Source organism: Thiomicrorhabdus heinhorstiae (genome assembly GCF_013391765.2).
In the GTDB taxonomy this organism is placed as follows: domain Bacteria; phylum Pseudomonadota; class Gammaproteobacteria; order Thiomicrospirales; family Thiomicrospiraceae; genus Thiomicrorhabdus; species Thiomicrorhabdus heinhorstiae.
This window is the reverse complement of the sequence record NZ_JACBGI020000014.1, coordinates 13,031-28,837: the sequence shown is the minus strand read 5'-3', so window position 1 is coordinate 28,837 and position 15,807 is coordinate 13,031. Positions and strand designations below refer to the sequence as shown.

17 protein-coding genes are annotated in these 15,807 nt (G+C 48.3%); 8 read left to right on the top strand and 9 right to left on the bottom strand.

Annotated features, from left to right (window positions below; translation table 11 throughout):
• Window positions 1–25: 25 nt before the first annotated feature.
• The 3 genes from H8792_RS07935 (at window position 26) to H8792_RS07925 (ending at window position 3,589) form a co-directional block, all read left to right on the top strand.
• Window positions 26–1,360, top strand: a complete 1,335-nt coding sequence (locus tag H8792_RS07935) for an NAD(P)/FAD-dependent oxidoreductase (RefSeq protein WP_185978414.1) — start codon at window positions 26–28, stop codon at window positions 1,358–1,360.
• Window positions 1,361–1,427: 67 nt separating this feature from the next.
• Window positions 1,428–2,372: a ribosome biogenesis GTPase YlqF gene (ylqF, locus tag H8792_RS07930; protein ID WP_185978413.1), complete on the top strand. Its 945-nt coding sequence runs from the start codon at window positions 1,428–1,430 to the stop codon at window positions 2,370–2,372.
• A 110-nt stretch (window positions 2,373–2,482) separates the two neighbouring features.
• The gene (locus H8792_RS07925) at window positions 2,483–3,589 is read left to right on the top strand and encodes an HD domain-containing phosphohydrolase (RefSeq protein ID WP_185978412.1); all 1,107 of its coding nucleotides are present in this window, start codon (window positions 2,483–2,485) and stop codon (window positions 3,587–3,589) included.
• Between the two features lie 46 nt (window positions 3,590–3,635).
• Here the strand turns inward: H8792_RS07925 and H8792_RS07920 are convergent, their stop codons facing one another.
• From H8792_RS07920 to H8792_RS07885, 8 genes are all read right to left on the bottom strand, one after another.
• Complete coding sequence (locus H8792_RS07920; RefSeq protein ID WP_185978411.1) at window positions 3,636–4,448, bottom strand: PilZ domain-containing protein; 813 nt, start codon at window positions 4,446–4,448, stop codon at window positions 3,636–3,638.
• 31 nt (window positions 4,449–4,479) lie between these two features.
• On the bottom strand, window positions 4,480–4,743 hold the full coding sequence (locus H8792_RS07915; RefSeq protein WP_185978410.1) for a hypothetical protein: 264 nt from the start codon (window positions 4,741–4,743) through the stop codon (window positions 4,480–4,482).
• Window positions 4,744–4,754: 11 nt separating this feature from the next.
• Window positions 4,755–5,267 carry an efflux RND transporter periplasmic adaptor subunit gene (locus tag H8792_RS07910; protein ID WP_185978409.1) on the bottom strand — a complete coding sequence of 171 codons (513 nt, stop codon included), beginning with the start codon at window positions 5,265–5,267 and terminating at the stop codon, window positions 4,755–4,757.
• Window positions 5,264–6,616 (bottom strand): TolC family protein, encoded by a 1,353-nt coding sequence (locus H8792_RS07905; RefSeq protein WP_185978408.1) that lies wholly within the window; start codon window positions 6,614–6,616, stop codon window positions 5,264–5,266. The genes H8792_RS07910 and H8792_RS07905 overlap by 4 nt, the downstream gene beginning before the upstream one ends.
• 21 nt (window positions 6,617–6,637) lie before the next feature.
• A complete protein-coding gene (locus H8792_RS07900) occupies window positions 6,638–7,156 on the bottom strand; it encodes a thioredoxin family protein (RefSeq protein ID WP_228767011.1) in 519 nt (172 codons plus the stop codon).
• Between the two features lie 58 nt (window positions 7,157–7,214).
• Window positions 7,215–7,718: a TlpA disulfide reductase family protein gene (locus tag H8792_RS07895; protein WP_185978407.1), complete on the bottom strand. Its 504-nt coding sequence runs from the start codon at window positions 7,716–7,718 to the stop codon at window positions 7,215–7,217.
• A 73-nt stretch (window positions 7,719–7,791) separates the two neighbouring features.
• On the bottom strand, window positions 7,792–8,502 hold the full coding sequence (hda, locus tag H8792_RS07890; protein ID WP_185978406.1) for a DnaA regulatory inactivator Hda: 711 nt from the start codon (window positions 8,500–8,502) through the stop codon (window positions 7,792–7,794).
• Window positions 8,502–9,653, bottom strand: a complete 1,152-nt coding sequence (locus tag H8792_RS07885) for a DUF2066 domain-containing protein (RefSeq protein WP_185978405.1) — start codon at window positions 9,651–9,653, stop codon at window positions 8,502–8,504. The genes hda and H8792_RS07885 overlap by 1 nt, the downstream gene beginning before the upstream one ends.
• Before the next feature lie 143 nt (window positions 9,654–9,796).
• Between H8792_RS07885 and purM the strand changes: the two genes are divergently transcribed.
• The 5 genes from purM to gshB all read left to right on the top strand — a co-directional run bounded on the left by purM (window position 9,797) and on the right by gshB (window position 14,184).
• A complete protein-coding gene (gene purM / locus H8792_RS07880; RefSeq protein ID WP_185978404.1) occupies window positions 9,797–10,846 on the top strand; it encodes a phosphoribosylformylglycinamidine cyclo-ligase in 1,050 nt (349 codons plus the stop codon).
• Window positions 10,847–10,915: 69 nt separating this feature from the next.
• Window positions 10,916–11,563: a phosphoribosylglycinamide formyltransferase gene (gene purN / locus H8792_RS07875; RefSeq protein ID WP_185978403.1), complete on the top strand. Its 648-nt coding sequence runs from the start codon at window positions 10,916–10,918 to the stop codon at window positions 11,561–11,563.
• Between the two features lie 43 nt (window positions 11,564–11,606).
• Window positions 11,607–12,335: a DUF3108 domain-containing protein gene (locus H8792_RS07870; protein ID WP_185978402.1), complete on the top strand. Its 729-nt coding sequence runs from the start codon at window positions 11,607–11,609 to the stop codon at window positions 12,333–12,335.
• A 13-nt stretch (window positions 12,336–12,348) separates the two neighbouring features.
• Entirely contained in the window at window positions 12,349–12,966 is a 618-nt protein-coding gene (gene dcd / locus H8792_RS07865; RefSeq protein WP_185978401.1) for a dCTP deaminase, read from the top strand.
• 165 nt (window positions 12,967–13,131) lie between these two features.
• Window positions 13,132–14,184 (top strand): glutathione synthase, encoded by a 1,053-nt coding sequence (gene gshB, locus H8792_RS07860; RefSeq protein ID WP_185978400.1) that lies wholly within the window; start codon window positions 13,132–13,134, stop codon window positions 14,182–14,184.
• A gap of 85 nt (window positions 14,185–14,269) precedes the next feature.
• Here the strand turns inward: gshB and ilvA are convergent, their stop codons facing one another.
• Window positions 14,270–15,793, bottom strand: a complete 1,524-nt coding sequence (ilvA, locus tag H8792_RS07855; protein WP_185978399.1) for a threonine ammonia-lyase, biosynthetic — start codon at window positions 15,791–15,793, stop codon at window positions 14,270–14,272.
• Between the last annotated feature and the right edge of the window lie 14 nt (window positions 15,794–15,807).

Genomic DNA, 15,807 nt, shown 5'->3' with positions numbered 1-15,807 from the left:
CCCGTAACAAACTACGGAGGCGAATATGAAGAAAATCGTTATTGTCGGCGGCGGTGCCGGCGGCTTGGAACTTGCCACCCGTCTGGGTCAGAAACTCGGTAAATATGGACTGGCAGAAGTCACTCTGATCGACCGCAACCGTACCCATCTATGGAAACCCTTATTGCACGAAGTGGTATCCGGCAGCCTGGATACCGGTCTGGAAGCCATCAGTTATCGTGCCCACTCTTCGGAAAATCATTACTACTTTCGTATGGGATCTCTGTGCGGTCTGGACAAGGAGAAACGCCAGCTGATTCTCGCCCCACTCGAAGACCATCACGGCAAACAGATCTTGCAACAGCGTTTTATCGACTACGATTATCTGGTTCTCGCTATCGGAGCTTCCTCCAACGATTTCGGTAATGCCAGCGTTCATGAACATTGTTATCGTCTGGATTCGGCACAAGAGGCCGAAGATTTTCACCTGACCTTTTTAAACCGCTTCATGCAATATTCCGAAGAAAACTGTCTTAACATGGATCCGGAAACGCCGTGTGAAAACACCTCCGAAGACCTCTCGGACACCGTCACTATTTCAATCGTCGGAGCCGGAGCAACGGGTGTCGAACTGGCAGCCGAACTCTATCAGGCGGTCGACCAACTGGAACGTTTCGGTATCCGCGAAATTCACCATAGCAGCTTGGAAGTCAACTTGATTGAAGCCGCCGACAGAATTCTTCCTGCTCTATCGGAATCCGTATCCGGTAAAGCTGCACAAACCCTTGAAGAACAAGGCGTTAAAATCCTCTGCAACACCATGGTGCAGGAGGTGCACGCCAACAGCTTGCAAACCTCCAGCGGTGAGATTCATAGCGACCTGATCGTCTGGGCCGCCGGGATTAAAGCAGCAGAATTTTTATCCCGGCTTGGACTGCAAACCAACCGCATTCACCAGGTTGAAATCGAAGCGACTTTACTGGCGAAAGGTGAAGAGCGTATTTTTGCCATTGGCGACTGTTGCAGCTTCACTCCCGAAGGAGCGCAACGCCCGGTGCCCCCAACTGCACAAGCCGCCCATCAAATGGCAAAACTCTGTGCCGACAACCTGATTGCCATCGTAAAACGCAAACCACTACAGACTTTCGAATACTATGACCACGGTACGCTGGTTTCATTGGGTCCGTTTAAAACGCTAGGCCAGCTGTTGAATCAGATGATCAAACGCAAATGGCAGGTCGAAGGCAAACTCGCCTATTGGCTCTATGCCAGCTTGTATCGCCAGCATCAGCTGGCACTGTACGGCGGCCGTAAATTCTTCTGGATATGGCTCAGCAGTCTGCTGGAAAAGCGCATTAAACCGAAATTAAAGCTCTATTGAAAACGCATAGTCCCCAAACAGGATGCGAAGCCGCTATAATTTGGGCAATAAATTTAAGGGGTAAAATATGGCGATTCAATGGTATCCGGGACACATGCACAAAGCGCAAAAAGAAGTGCGCGAAATCTTTAATCAGGTTGATGTCTTCATCGAAGTTCTGGATGCCCGCATTCCTTTCAGCAGTGAAAACCCTCTTGTCGCGCAGATCCGTAAAGACAAACCAACCATCAAAATCCTCAACAAGACCGATCTGGCCGACCCGGAAAAAACCCGCGAGTGGCAGGATTTTCTGGAGCAACAGAAACAGGTAAAAACCTTGGCTTTCAACGCCCAGCAATCGGATAAGCGCGAACAGGTACTGCAATTAATCAAGAAAATGGTGCCGGAAAAAGCCGATAGCGTTAAAACCATTTATGCATTGATTATCGGAATTCCGAATGTCGGCAAATCGACACTGATCAATGCCATCACCGGACGCACCATTGCCAAAACCGGTAATGAACCGGCGGTCACCAAACAGCAGCAGCGTATTAAGCTCGAAGAGAATATTATCCTTATCGATACTCCCGGTATGCTGTGGCCGAATATCGAAAACGAAAACAGCGGCTATCGACTGGCGATTACCGGCGGAATCAAAGAGACCGCATTCGAGCTTCCCGACATCGCCTCCTATGCAGCGGAATATTTTCTCCAAGCTTATCCTGCAGCGGTCAAAGAGCGCTTTAAACTCACAGAATTACCGCATAGCGATATCGAACTTCTCGAAGATATCGGTCGGCAACGCGGCTGTTTACGCGGCGGCGGCATGGTCGATCTGGACAAGGTTTCCAGGCTGTTCATCATGGAATACCGCGATATGAAACTCGGCGCCATGACCTTGGAGACACCTGAGATGATCGAAGAGGAATGGAAAGAAGTCGAACGAATTCGGGCTGAAAAAGAAGCAAAAAAACAGGCCCGGGAAGAAGCCAAAAAAGAACGTCGCTCACGACATAAAAAAAACCGGCGTTAAAATAATTCAAACGGATGCCGATTAATATTCAATGAGTCAAGGTGTGCGACTGTCTGCGCACATCCCTGACCTTGATATTTACCCAAAAGATGATACGGAAACGGATAGGCATGCCATTAACCTACAGCAGTAAAAACGCTACCTTCACTCAAGATCTGCGAAGTCTGCATGACTATTTGCGCAAAGAGCATCCCTTTATCGAAAGAATCAGTGTTGCACTGTATGATGACGCTACCGACATGCTCAAAACTTACAGCAATAGCACTTACGGCGACAATCCACTGAAATTTTACGAGTTCCCTTTAGGCAAATCGGCTTCACTGAGCGAAAGCTACCGGACACGATCGCCGCGAATCATCGACGATCTGGAAAACCTGGCCGGCTCGGCAAAACAGACACACAGTCAAAAAATCTATCAATCCGGCTATCGTTCAAGCTATACCTATCCGATTTTTTTTCATGACAAGTTTTTCGGCTTTGTCTTTTTCAATGCCAAAGAACCTTCGGTTTTTTCCGAAGAGGTCGCCTACCGCTTGAATTACGTTGCCGACCTGATCGGCATCATGATCCAACTCGACCATCAGATGCACACCGTACTGGACGCGACCTTGAAATCGACGATCGAATTGACCGGATTGCGTGATAACGAAACCAAAGAGCACACTTACCGGGTAGCCCACTATGCAAGACTGATCGCGTTGGAAATTGCCGAAAGCCATCAACTTAACGACGAATTCATCGAGAATGTTTTTCAATTCGCACCGCTGCACGACGTCGGTAAAATCGCCATTCCGGACAGTATTCTTCTCAAACCCGGAAAACTGACAGTGGCCGAGTTCGACATTATGAAAAGCCACGTCTCGCATGGTGCGGCGCTGATTCGAAAACAGCTCGAAACCTTCCAGCTGGAAGAACTTCATCAGGCGCAAATTCTTCTCAATATCGTTCTCTACCATCACGAAGCCATGGATGGATCAGGTTATCAAGAGGGATTAAAAGGTGAGGAAATTCCGATTGAAGCGCGGATTACTTCGGTCGCTGACATTTTCGATGCCCTGACCACCGAACGCCCTTACAAACACGCTTGGAGCAACCAGGAAGCCTTCGACGAACTACATAAAATGAGCGGCTGGAAATTGGATCCGGCGTGCGTTGACGCCCTGTATAAGAGAAGTAGAGAAGTTGAAAGTATCCAGTCGCTGTTTGGACGTCTGTAAATAAACGCCCCTACTGGAGAGCAGGTTCAGGACATCGGACTGATACTCAGGCCAGCTTGTCTTCCAGATCCTGCTTGCTTTGCAACAGGGCTTCTTCGGCGCTCATTCCCTGGTGCATATAGTCATAGGCTATTTGCAGGGTTTTATTGACATAACGTGCTTCGAAGTCCGCCAGAAAGCCTTGCCACTCGAGCTTCTCATTCGGCGAATCGGGAGAATGGATCAATAATTTGGCCAAGGTAAGCAAAGCCAGAGATTGATTCTGTGAAGAAGCGTAAAAATCACAGAAGTGTTCAATCGATTCAACCAGGTCCGGCTCGACCAGGCTGATTACGCTCTTGAGATCTTTCAGTAGAAAATCACCTATTCTATGCTGCTCACTCCACTGCACCATTGCCAGATCCAGCGCCATGGCAGCATCTTCGATCTCCGACAGATCCTGTGTCAGCTGATTTAGAGGTGAGACCAGATTGAATTCATTAAAGGAGTCGATCGACACCTCCTTCGCTTTTTGATTCTGACTGCTGAGAAGACGGGAATGTGCAAGAAGCTGTTCACTGCCAACCTGGGCTATATGACAGCCACACAAATATAGATCGCCAACCTGACGCACCGAGATAACTTCGACGGCTTCCAGATTGTAGGTCTCATCGCTGACGGCATTTCTCAACCATAGATTGATTCTCTGCCCGGGCAGAAAGTGCTCCGCAGATTCCAGCCAAAAACTTAAACCGGTTAAGTTGACGTCATGTCCGAGAAACGGAATATCGAAACTCATGTCGTCTTCGCTGACCCAGAAACCTCTGCGCAATCGTTTGGATTGTCTTAACTCCTCAGCCGGTTTAACCTTTTCAGCCATTTCTTATGCTCTCCTAGAATCTTTATATTTATTATGCCTTAGGCTTAAAGCCCAGCGCGATGCATTCCGCTTCCGGCAACCATCCCAGGCAACTGCGCACTTTCATGGATTGGTAGTTGCGCCAGATCGGTACGACCGTGACAATTCCCAAGACAATCCGATACCAATGCCAGCCGATTGACGATGGCTGACTGGACCACCAGCGGTTATTCACTCCGAAATGTTTGGTTTTGAAAAGCAGATGGATCGCCAAGCGCCAATATTTCAAACCGTAACGCATTCGTGTCGCAAACATCAAAAAACCTCTTATTGACCGTCGTCTAACTCAATCAACGGCGTATTTTCTTTATACACCGTGGTGCCGACAGGTGCGTGAATCTTAACGACTTTGGCATTAACCGGTGCAGTGACATAGACATATTTTTTCCACGCCTGATGCATGGCCAGCTCGGCAACGGCACTTTCTTTAGTCGCCTGAGCAACATCATAAGCTAATTGAGCCGCATCCAGAGAACGTTTAGCGGTCACCGTACGATCAAAAAGATCCTGAGCCTGACTCAATTCAACCTGCGCATCTTTAAGCCGGGCTTCCGCCAAACGCAACTGTGCCTGCAGCATATTGTTTTTTGCCTGATAACGCGCCGAATCGATGTTCAACAGCGACTGACCTTTTTTAACGTTTTGCCCAACCTTGACGTATACCTTGCTGACCTGACCGGCAACCAGAGAACCGATCTGAACGGTCTGCGCCAAAGCGGCAGAGCTGCCTAATCCGTAAGCCAGCATCCCTACACACGCATATCCTAGTAATTTTTTCATCCTTGCGACCCCTTTAAATTCATTAACGGTTTACCTGATAAATAATCAAGCTGCGCCCATAGCAATGCCTGTTTAAAACGCCATGCCACCATATCGTAATTCGCTTGCGACAAACGCACCATCGCATCCCCGAAATCGGTCGATACTTCGTTTTCATACAGTGCACGGCTGTAATCCAGATAAAGATCGGCATAATCACCAAAGGTCTGGTGTTTTTTCTTCTCGGTTTCCAAGAGCTTAATCTGGAAATAAAGGTCGGCGACCTGCTCGCGCAACTGTTGAGCCAGCTGTTGATACAGGGCTTCATATTCTGCCAGTTTTGCCTGCGCCTGCGCCTTAGCCAGATCGCTTAAACCGCCGTCCATTATCGGAACGTTCAACGTCAAATCGGCACGCCAGCGCCCTTCACGAATTTCCGGGTAACTGGACAGCGAACCTACCCATGCATCGCCGCGAATCGTCGGCATCCCACTCTTGGCCGCCGAGGCTATCGCCGACTGCTGGGCCTGAATCTTAGCATTCAGAGCCACCAGTTGCGGATTCTGTTGTATCACCACCCCTTGCAGCGCCGTGAGTTCCAGATCTTTAGCGTCGCGCTGCAAATATAGCGCTAAATCCGGCATTTTCAATTCATCCGGACGGGCATTTGGCGCACCGATCACATTTGCCAGCTGAATACGGGTCTGTAACTGCTTCTGTTCGGCACGGCTGCGAGATAGCAAGATGGTTTGATAACGGTTTTCCGCTGCCAGCAAATCAACATCGGAAACCTGACCGACATCGTGGAAATCTTTAGCCTTGTCATAACTGACATATTCCACCGCCATCGCTTCGTTATCGATGCGGAACTGGAAATCCGCCAAAAGAACATTAAAGTAGGCTTGCATAACATCCAGTTTCTGACGTTCTTCGACCGACGCAGTCAAGGATTGCTCTGCACTTAATTGACCGGCAATCGCTTCCTGGCGCAAAGACTCCCGCCCAAAATCGTACAGCACCTTGCCGATATGCAGCGCCAGCAAATTATGCGGCTGATCTTCTTCGGCAAATTCTCTGCGTCCGAGACGTGCTTGCAGATCCGCTTGAAAAGCATTATTGGAGAGCAGTGTTTCGGCTTGCAGCTGAGCAATCCTTGCTTTTTGCAATGCCAGTTCCGGCCCGCTGATTGTAAAATCGTTTAGCAGATACTCTAGAGTCAGCGGATTAGGCAATGCAACCTTAACCGGCTGAGCAGTAACCGCCTGGTCCTGCGAAGCCTCTTCCGCACCGGCTACCGCCGGCACTAGGCCATTGGCTATTCCACCGGTTATTAGAAGCGGCAAAACAACTCGAAACCATGATTTCGACATGGATGATCTCCTCAGATAATATTATTGGCGGCTTTCTTTTTTCTTGGCTCGTTTATAAACGGTAAACGACTCTTTTTTGTAACTGCCGTCAATTACATATTCCGCCAACCACTTAAACTCTTCTTTAGTACGGGTCGGGCCGGTATAGCGGACGATCGGCTTGCCGTCCAAACCGAAAATAATCATGACCGGGGTTGCGCGTACTCGATAGACTTTTTCCGCCAGATCCTGTGCGGTCATACTTTTTCCGTCGAAGTTGACCACTTCGTTACTGCCTTCAATATCGTGCGTATACGTCAGGAAATTGTCTCGGTACAGCTTGATAACATCCGGTTCGGTCATGATCGTCGTGCGCATGCGGTGGCAGAACGGACATTCATCCATAAAGAAAAACATGAAAATGCCTTTCTTACCTTCCTCTTTGGCGGTCTCCAAATCTTCCTGATAGTTTCCGAAGGTTTCATCGAAAAAACCGTCGGCCGCGACCGCAGACCAACTTAAGCAAGCCAGAGAAAACGCCAATAAAATACGTTTCATCATGAGTATTCCATCCTTGTCTTTATCCAGCCGTAAACTCAAAACCGTTTAGACGACAATCTTATTTCGAGATCTGGCTGTAATTTTTAATAAAATCGTTCAACATTTTTTCGTCGACCATACCGGTACGTCCGGCAACAACAGTACCGTCCGGCGCGACCATATAAGTCGTCGGCAAGCCATTCAAAGGCCCAAACGGAGAAGTTCGTCCGTCAACCTTGCCTTCAAAACGCACCACCGGATAGTTGATCATTTGCGAATCTGCAAAGGCCTTGACCTTTTGCGGATCGGTATCTTCGTAATTCACTCCGATCACAATCGCATCCTTTTCATGGTGTTCTTCGTGGAACAGAACCAGATCGGGAATCTCTACCAGACAAGGCGGGCACCAGGTCGCCCAAAGGTTGACGACAACCCATTTTCCTTTGTAATCCGACAGATGCGTCACCTTGCCGTCCAGATCGATAAATTTAATATCTTCGGCCGGCGGTTTGGCTTGCGCGCCAAAGCTCAAGATTAACAAAAAAATGCCTAGTGCTGCGTATAACTTATTTAGTTTTTTCATAGAATTTTCAGATGCCCGTATTTTAATTTTTTACCTCCGGCGACCCCTGCCGTCCGAAGTTTTAATCAAGGTATTAAAGATCGTTTTCCAACACTTTTTTTACAAACCCGAGAGAAAGACGACGTTTTTCTACCAGAGACGCCTGCTCCAGTAACGTCAGAACCGCCAGCAATTCCTGCAGGTCGTAAGAATACTTTTTGAGCAGATAATCACCAACCTTCTCGGGTAATTCAAATCCAAGGCGCAGGCTGTGTCGCTGCAATGCAGAGATCAGCTCTTCCTTTTGCGTTAAAGGCGTCAACACGATCGGCAATACCGTCATCAATGCCTTAGCCAGTTCAGGAGTCGCGATTTTCCAATCAACAATCGAATCATCCCCGGCCAAGATCAAAATATGCCCTTGGACACTGGATTTGGTAATCAGATTCGCTAAAGCCAACTCCCATGATTTATTACCGACCTTGCAACCGATATCATCCAGGCAAACCAGAGGGGTTTGCTCAAGACCAACCAGGACATCCGGAATCAGCGGCAAACTCTCGTCGCTCATCGGAATGTAGACGCTGGCTTTGCCTTTCTCGGTAATATAGCGGCACGCCGCCTGCAATAAATGGGTCTTACCGACACCGCTTTGGCCGTACAGATAGAACGCATTTCCGCGCGGTTCTTTCAAAGCGTTCAGTAAAGAACTCAAAGCGACCGCCAGCGACTCCTGCTCGGTAATAAACGTCTCAAAACAGGCTTCATCCTTAAGGCCGATTTTTAACGGCATTTGTACAAACACTAAGGCGTTTCTCCCGTTGTCGTTCCCTGAGGTTCTTCACTCAATTCGGAACTTAATAAAATATCAATTTGGTTATAACTGCGTCGTTCGTGCAATGAACCCAACTCCGGCCACTGCTTGATCCAGTTGACCAGATTTTGGTAACTGCCGTTGTAATTCACCACCAAACGCGCACCTTCGGCATTCACCGATTGCAGTTGAATCGAAGTAATCTCCGACTGCTGAGAACTCAGACGTTTCTGCAGCAATTTAAGGGTGCGCTCGCTCTTGAGGTCGTGCACCACTATATTGAGGCTCCCCCATTCTTCGGTTTTTTTAGTTTGTGTCAACTGGCGATAACGATACGCCAGATGTTTAAACATTAAATTCAGCAAAGTCCTCGCATTATCGCCACGATGGCTTGAATGGGCGACCAACTGCCCGCTTTTTGAAAACAGCATCCATTCCAAAGCAAACAGACGACTGTTTTTTTCGACCAGTTTAAAACTTAGCAAATAAGACTGATCGGAAGCCAAAAGCGTCTCTTGAATAATGCGTGGCGGGTTGCCGTCTCTTATCGGCAGTATCCAGTTATTCTGGTTCGGCGGAAAACCGGCCGGCAAGCCGAACCATTGCGGATAGACGGTCAAAGGCAAATCTTCTCGGTAGCGCAGTGCCTGCTGGTCCAGCTTAAAGACATGGCCGGCCTGAACAAAGCTGCCCATAATCAAAGTACTTGGACGATTAAGCGGCGACCAGACCGCGGCCTTGTTTTGCTTCAACATGCGGAACAGACGCTCGCCATCAAAGACGAATTCGATATCCTGTCCGACGGTAACACCCTCTTCCTTGCGTGCTTTGAAGAAATAGGATTTCAGCCAAGTTTTACTGCCGGTAATCGTTTGTCGTCCTAATTCACTGTTCAGCAATGAATCATTCGCCGCCAGACGGCTCAATAAAATTTTCATCGCCTCCTGAGACAGGCTATCGACCGAGACGACGGCATTTACATCATGATTTTGCAGACCGAAAGGAACTTGTGCGAAAGCGCTTTTATCGTAAGGGAGGGTAACTTCGTAGAAAGAATCGATTTGCGTAGAGAGAGTTTGGGCTTGAACGTTTTGAACGACAAACAAAAAAACAAGAAACACAAATTGCTGAAAACTTCTCATATCCGGACCTAAAATTTTAGTTACAATATCATAATATTTTTTCATCGAACCGACACAACCTTTTATAAAGGGTCAGGCTATTTCAAGCATGTCGGATCGAAACAGCCCCTAGCCGATTTATTAAGAACACTGAACAATAAAATATGACAGCGAAAAACCCATCCATCAGTTATAAAGACGCCGGTGTCGACATTGATGCCGGAAATGCCTTAGTAGAAGCCATCAAACCAATTGCAAAAGCCACTTCAAGACCTGAAGTACCAGCCTCTTTAGGTGGATTCGGCGCTCTATTCGAACTGGATATGCAAAAATACAAGAACCCGCTTCTGGTATCCGGAACCGATGGTGTGGGAACCAAGCTTCGTCTGGCGATCGACAGCGGAAAACACGATCAAGTCGGGATCGATCTGGTCGCAATGTGCGTCAACGACCTGATCGTTCAGGGTGCTGAACCTCTATTCTTCCTGGACTACTATGCCACCGGCAAACTTGAGTTGGATGTAGCTACCGATGTAGTAAAAGGAATCGGTGACGGCTGCCTGCAAGCAGGCTGTGCTTTGATCGGCGGTGAAACGGCGGAAATGCCGGGCATGTATCCGAAAGGTGATTACGATCTGGCTGGTTTCTGCGTCGGGATCGTTGAAAAATCGGAACTGATCGACGGCTCTAAAGTAGCTGCCGGCGATGTCATGATCGGTTTAAGTTCCAGTGGCCCGCACTCAAACGGTTACTCGCTGATTCGTAAAATCATCGAAGTCAGCAATACCGACCTGCAAATGGATATGGACGGTCAGCCGCTCATCGATGCACTGATGGCCCCGACCCGCATCTATGTCAAGCCGCTTCTTGAATTGATGAAACACATTGAAATTCACGCTCTATCACACATTACCGGTGGTGGTCTGTTGGAAAACCTGCCTCGCGTTATGCCTAAAAACACTCAAGCTACGGTCAACACCAATGCTTGGAAACGCGCTGCTGTGTTCGACTGGATTCAGGAAGCCGGTAACGTTGAATACGAAGAAATGCACCGTACTTTGAACTGCGGTATCGGAATGGTCATCGTAATTAAGGAAGCCGATCTGGACAAGGCAACCGAATTACTGACTGCCGCCGGCGAAACCGTTTCGGTGATCGGCCGCATCGAAGCATCCGATCAAGTCGAGCCAAGCGTTAAGCTGATTCAAGCTTAAGCCAACCGACAAACCGCCGACCAGCTCGGCGGTTTTTAGTTATACACCTACTCCATCCAGCAATACCTTATGACTCAGAAAATCGCTGTTTTGATTTCCGGCAACGGCTCCAACTTACAGGCGCTTATCGACTATCAACGCCAACACCCGTCGGCCTACGAAATCGCTTTGGTGATTTCTAACAAGGCGGATGCATACGGGCTGCAAAGAGCGCAAAATGCCGATATTCGGACCGTAGCGCTGGATCACAAACAGTACCCATCTCGTCAGGAATTCGACCATGCCTTGAGTCTGGAACTCGATCGTGCCAGAGTCGATTTAATTGTATTAGCCGGTTTTATGCGCATTTTGACGCCGTGGTTCACCGAAAAATATCTCGGCAAAATGCTCAATATCCATCCGTCTTTGCTACCGAAATACACCGGTCTGCACACCCACCAGCGTGCTTTGGACGCCGGCGACACCGAACATGGGTTAAGCATTCATTTCGTTACACCGGAACTGGATGGCGGGCCGGTGATCCTGCAAGCCAAGGTCTTGATCGAAGCAAGCGACGATGCTGCAAGCCTGGCCAAAAAAGTACACACTCAGGAGCATATCGCCTATCCGCTGGTAGTGGACTGGTATTGTAAACACCGCATCGAATTACGCGATAATCTGGCTTATTTCGATCAACAACTTCTCAAGACCCCGCTCTTGTTAAATGCCGTTATTTAAGGGTATGCTAGCAGCATTAAATTACCAACCGACGAGCCGCTGTATGAAACTTGCGACGACATTCAAGGCAACCGTTTTCACTCTAAGCTTAACGCTGATCCCTGCTCTTGCTCAGGCGCAATCTATTCCGCCTTTCAACGCGGACTTTGCCGTCAATGCGTTCGGCTTTAATCTAGGTCTCGCTCACCAGAAGATGACTTGCGACAAAGAGTTGAACTGCACGATTGAAAGTATCGCCAAACCCAAAGGCTGGATCAGCAACTTCGTCGATGAATCTTCGGTTGAATCGATCGCTCTGCAGCAATCGGACGAGGGTTTTCAGTGGCTAAGCTACCAAAAAACCACTTTGAAAAACGACAAAGTTGCCAAGATTGAAACCCTGAAACTGGACAGTGACGAAGAACGCATCGAATATGTCGAAAAGCAGCGTTTCTGGCCACAACAGGATAATGCTTACGACGCCAGTTCCCTGGCGTATGCGATCCAGTACTGGAAGCTGAATAATAAACCGCTGGAAGATTTCTACCTGCAGGACAGCAAATTACAGCAGAAATTGACGTTTAACACCATCGATCAAGCCGTCAAACTTGAATTGCCGTTCCAAAAAAAGGACGTCAACGCTTTACGCTATGATTTCAGTAGCGAACAGGCAAACATTCAATTATGGCTGCTGCCGGATTACGACTATTTTCCGGGTAAAATTCGCATCGAAAATACCGAAGAAGACCGGGTAATAGTCTTAACCTTGGCGAAACCGCCTCAGTTCCAATAGACAAGAAAACAGTATGAAACTAAGTGATAGAGACATAATTCAACACCTGAAAATCGGCAAAATCAATATCGAACCTATGCCCGATACCGATAAAATCAAAGGGATCAGCGTCGACCTTCGATTAGACAAACGTTTCCGTGTTTTCAACGATCATACCGCGCCTTATATCGACCTGAGCGGACCGAAAGATGAAGTTCAGAAGATCATGGACAGCGTAATGGGCGACGAAATCTGCATCGAGGAAGGCGAAGCCTTTTTCCTGCATCCTGGCGAACTGGCTCTGGCAGCCACTCTGGAATCGGTAACCATTCCGGATGATCTGGTCGGCTGGCTCGACGGCCGTTCCAGTCTGGCACGCTTGGGACTAATGGTGCACGTAACCGCTCACCGTATCGATCCGGGTTGGCATGGCCAGATCGTGTTGGAAATCTTTAACAGCGGAAAACTTCCTCTGGCATTAAGACCGGGAATGGACATCTGTGCCATTAACTTCGAGACCCTTTCCAGCGCCAGCGACAAACCGTACAACAAACGCAGCGACGCAAAATATCGCAACCAGTCCGGTCCGACCGCAAGCCGGATTAACGAGGACAAAAAGCTCAACGATCGTCAGATGGATCTGTTGGGATAACCTGCGCAAACCTTTCTCATTTTCAGCCGGAAAAGCACCCGGCTGATTTACTTCTTCAACGCCTTTTTTACTTTACTTTTCGGCAAAAGCGCTGATAATTCAACTTTACAAGGCTGCCCCTCCATAAGACGGCCATCTACCCTTCTTTGTCGAGGATAAAAAACTATGCATATTGGCTTCATGATGGCCGACTGGTCGGAAATCACCCCAAGCAAAAACTCCACAATTCTGGTGATTCGCGAGTGTCTGAAACGCGGCCACAAGGTCTCTATTCTGTATCCGGAGAACCTGACGGTCCGCAATAACGTTGCTTACGGCAACCTCAAGCGCATCGAAGCGATGGATAAGATTCCGGATAACATCGTACAGTTCCATAAAAAAGTCGTTTTCAAAAATGTACTGAGTCCATTGCATAGTTTGGATAGTTTGATGATTCGCAAAGATCCGCCTATTGATGCGACCATCTACAACTTTTTGGATTCGATCAAGAACGAGTGCATTATCATCAACGATATCGACGGTATCCGTAAGGCGAACAATAAACTGTACACCACGACGTTCAATGATCCCGGTAACAGCTTCCTGCCGATCACTCACGTATCGAAGAATAAGGAATATATTCGCCAGATGATTGATGAAATGCCCGGCAACAAGGTCATTCTAAAGCCGCTGGTCGGTTCCGGCGGACATGGCGTGATCGTTCTGGAGAAAAACGCCCAGTCGAATATCAACTCGATTCTGGATTTTTATATTCATGGACAAGGTGAAGGCGACGCCAACTACATCATTATTCAGGAGTACATCGAAGGTGCGGAAGAAGGTGATGTGCGAGTATTGATGCTGAACGGGAAATTTCTTGGCGCATACAATCGTAAACCGCCGGAAGGCGATATTCGCGCCAATATTCAGATCGGCGGAACCGCTCATAAATACAAAATGACCGAATCGCAAATGGCGGTATGCCGAAAAATCGGTCCTCGTCTGGCAACAGACGGCTTGTATTTTGTGGGGGTCGATATGATCGGCGACAAGATACTTGAAGTCAATGTTCTTAACCCGGGCGGTATTAGCAACATCAATAAACTGGATAAATTGAAGTTGCAAATCCAGGTGGTCGACTTTATCGAAGAAAAGGTCCATGACAAACACGAAAAGCGTGCCGAGCTGGAATATCTGCTCAAACGTTTGAGCGATCTGAAACAAGGCGGCGAATACTAAAGCAGGCTTTCAGAATATAGTGCAAGAAAAACAAAAGGCCGGATAATTCCGGCCTTTTTTATAGGTTACTTGCTACTTTAGTCTGTCATTCTGTCGGACGTAAAAACAATCTGTAACCAGCATTTTCCTGTTCATTAACATACGGATAACCCAGAGACTGCAAATAGTTTTCAAAGTCCCCGTGCTGCTCCGGCGGTACCTGAACACCCACCAGTACACGACCGAAGGCCGCGCCATGATTACGATAATGGAACAAAGAGATATTCCACTCCTCGCTCATATGCGTCAGGAACTTCAATAAGGCCCCCGGTCTTTCCGGAAATTCGAAGCGATAGAGTAATTCATTGGAAATACCACTGGCATGGCCGCCGACCATATGACGCAGATGCAATTTTGCCATCTCGTTTTCACTCATATCCTCGACCGGCAAGCCCTGAGCATGCAGCTCTGAGAGAATTTTACGTCTTTCGCTATTACCGCCGTCGGTTCTTAAACCGACAAACACCACTGCCTTGTTGGCATCCGAATAGCGATAATTAAACTCGGTAATGGCACGCGTTCCAACCAATTCGCAAAACGCCTTGAAACTGCCCGGTACTTCATCAATAGTGACCGCAAAAATCGCTTCGCGTTTTTCACCGATCTCAGTTCGCTCGGAAATATGTCGCAAACGATCAAAATTCATATTCGCACCGCTGACAATCGCCGCCATGTTTTGGCCACTGATAGCTTGCTCCTCAACATATTTTTTCATTCCTGCCAAGGCTACCGCCCCGGCAGGCTCAGCAATCGCCCGGGTATCTTCGAAAATATCCTTAACCGATGCACAGATTTCATCGGTCGAAACCGTGATCATTTCGTCAACGCACTCTCGAGCGATACGGAACGGAATTTCACCGACCTGTGCCACGGCTACTCCATCGGCAAACAGTCCAACCTGCGGTAAAATCACTCTTTCTCCGGCTTTCAGAGCTTCTGTCAAACAAGCCGCATCATCCGGTTCAACACCGACGACTTTCGTATTCGGAGAAACCTGCTTAATCACCGCCGAGATTCCGGCAATCAAACCTCCGCCACCTACGGCAACAAAAATGACATCCAGCGGTTTGCTCTGCTGGCGCAGCAGCTCGAGAGCAATGGTTCCCTGTCCAGCAATCACATCCAGGTCGTCATAAGGATGAATAAAAGTCAGCCCGCACTCTTCGACCAGAGCTTTGGCATACCGCGAAGCCTCGTCGTAAGAATCGCCGTGCAAAACCACTTTTCCACCAAGACGTTCTACCGCATTGACCTTAATCGGCGGTGTCGTGGTCGGCATAACAATCGTCGCTTCCACACCCATTCTCGATGCCGACAAGGCAACACCCTGCGCATGATTTCCGGCTGAAGCGGCGATCACCCCGGCACGCTTTTGCTCGTCGCTAAGGCGAATCATCCGGTTATAGGCGCCACGCAATTTAAAAGAAAACACCGGCTGCAAATCTTCACGTTTTAACCAGACATGATTATTCAAACGCTCCGATAACAGCGGTGCTTTTTCGAGTGGGGTCTCTTGAGCCACGTCGTAAACGGGGACGGTCAAGACTCTGCGTAAAATCTCTGCGGGCATGAGGCTCCTAACGA

Bases quoted from the DNA above. Each gene is read 5' to 3' on its own strand.
- H8792_RS07935 (WP_185978414.1), top strand. From the start codon at position 26: ATGAAGAAAATCGTTATTGTCGGCGGCGGTGCCGGCGGCTTGGAACTT.
- ylqF (WP_185978413.1), top strand. From the start codon at position 1,428: ATGGCGATTCAATGGTATCCGGGACACATGCACAAAGCGCAAAAAGAA.
- H8792_RS07925 (WP_185978412.1), top strand. From the start codon at position 2,483: ATGCCATTAACCTACAGCAGTAAAAACGCTACCTTCACTCAAGATCTG.
- H8792_RS07920 (WP_185978411.1), bottom strand. From the start codon at position 4,448: ATGGCTGAAAAGGTTAAACCGGCTGAGGAGTTAAGACAATCCAAACGA.
- H8792_RS07915 (WP_185978410.1), bottom strand. From the start codon at position 4,743: ATGTTTGCGACACGAATGCGTTACGGTTTGAAATATTGGCGCTTGGCG.
- H8792_RS07910 (WP_185978409.1), bottom strand. From the start codon at position 5,267: ATGAAAAAATTACTAGGATATGCGTGTGTAGGGATGCTGGCTTACGGA.
- H8792_RS07905 (WP_185978408.1), bottom strand. From the start codon at position 6,616: ATGTCGAAATCATGGTTTCGAGTTGTTTTGCCGCTTCTAATAACCGGT.
- H8792_RS07900 (WP_228767011.1), bottom strand. From the start codon at position 7,156: ATGATGAAACGTATTTTATTGGCGTTTTCTCTGGCTTGCTTAAGTTGG.
- H8792_RS07895 (WP_185978407.1), bottom strand. From the start codon at position 7,718: ATGAAAAAACTAAATAAGTTATACGCAGCACTAGGCATTTTTTTGTTA.
- H8792_RS07885 (WP_185978405.1), bottom strand. From the start codon at position 9,653: ATGAGAAGTTTTCAGCAATTTGTGTTTCTTGTTTTTTTGTTTGTCGTT.
- purM (WP_185978404.1), top strand. From the start codon at position 9,797: ATGACAGCGAAAAACCCATCCATCAGTTATAAAGACGCCGGTGTCGAC.
- purN (WP_185978403.1), top strand. From the start codon at position 10,916: ATGACTCAGAAAATCGCTGTTTTGATTTCCGGCAACGGCTCCAACTTA.
- H8792_RS07870 (WP_185978402.1), top strand. From the start codon at position 11,607: ATGAAACTTGCGACGACATTCAAGGCAACCGTTTTCACTCTAAGCTTA.
- dcd (WP_185978401.1), top strand. From the start codon at position 12,349: ATGAAACTAAGTGATAGAGACATAATTCAACACCTGAAAATCGGCAAA.
- gshB (WP_185978400.1), top strand. From the start codon at position 13,132: ATGCATATTGGCTTCATGATGGCCGACTGGTCGGAAATCACCCCAAGC.
- ilvA (WP_185978399.1), bottom strand. From the start codon at position 15,793: ATGCCCGCAGAGATTTTACGCAGAGTCTTGACCGTCCCCGTTTACGAC.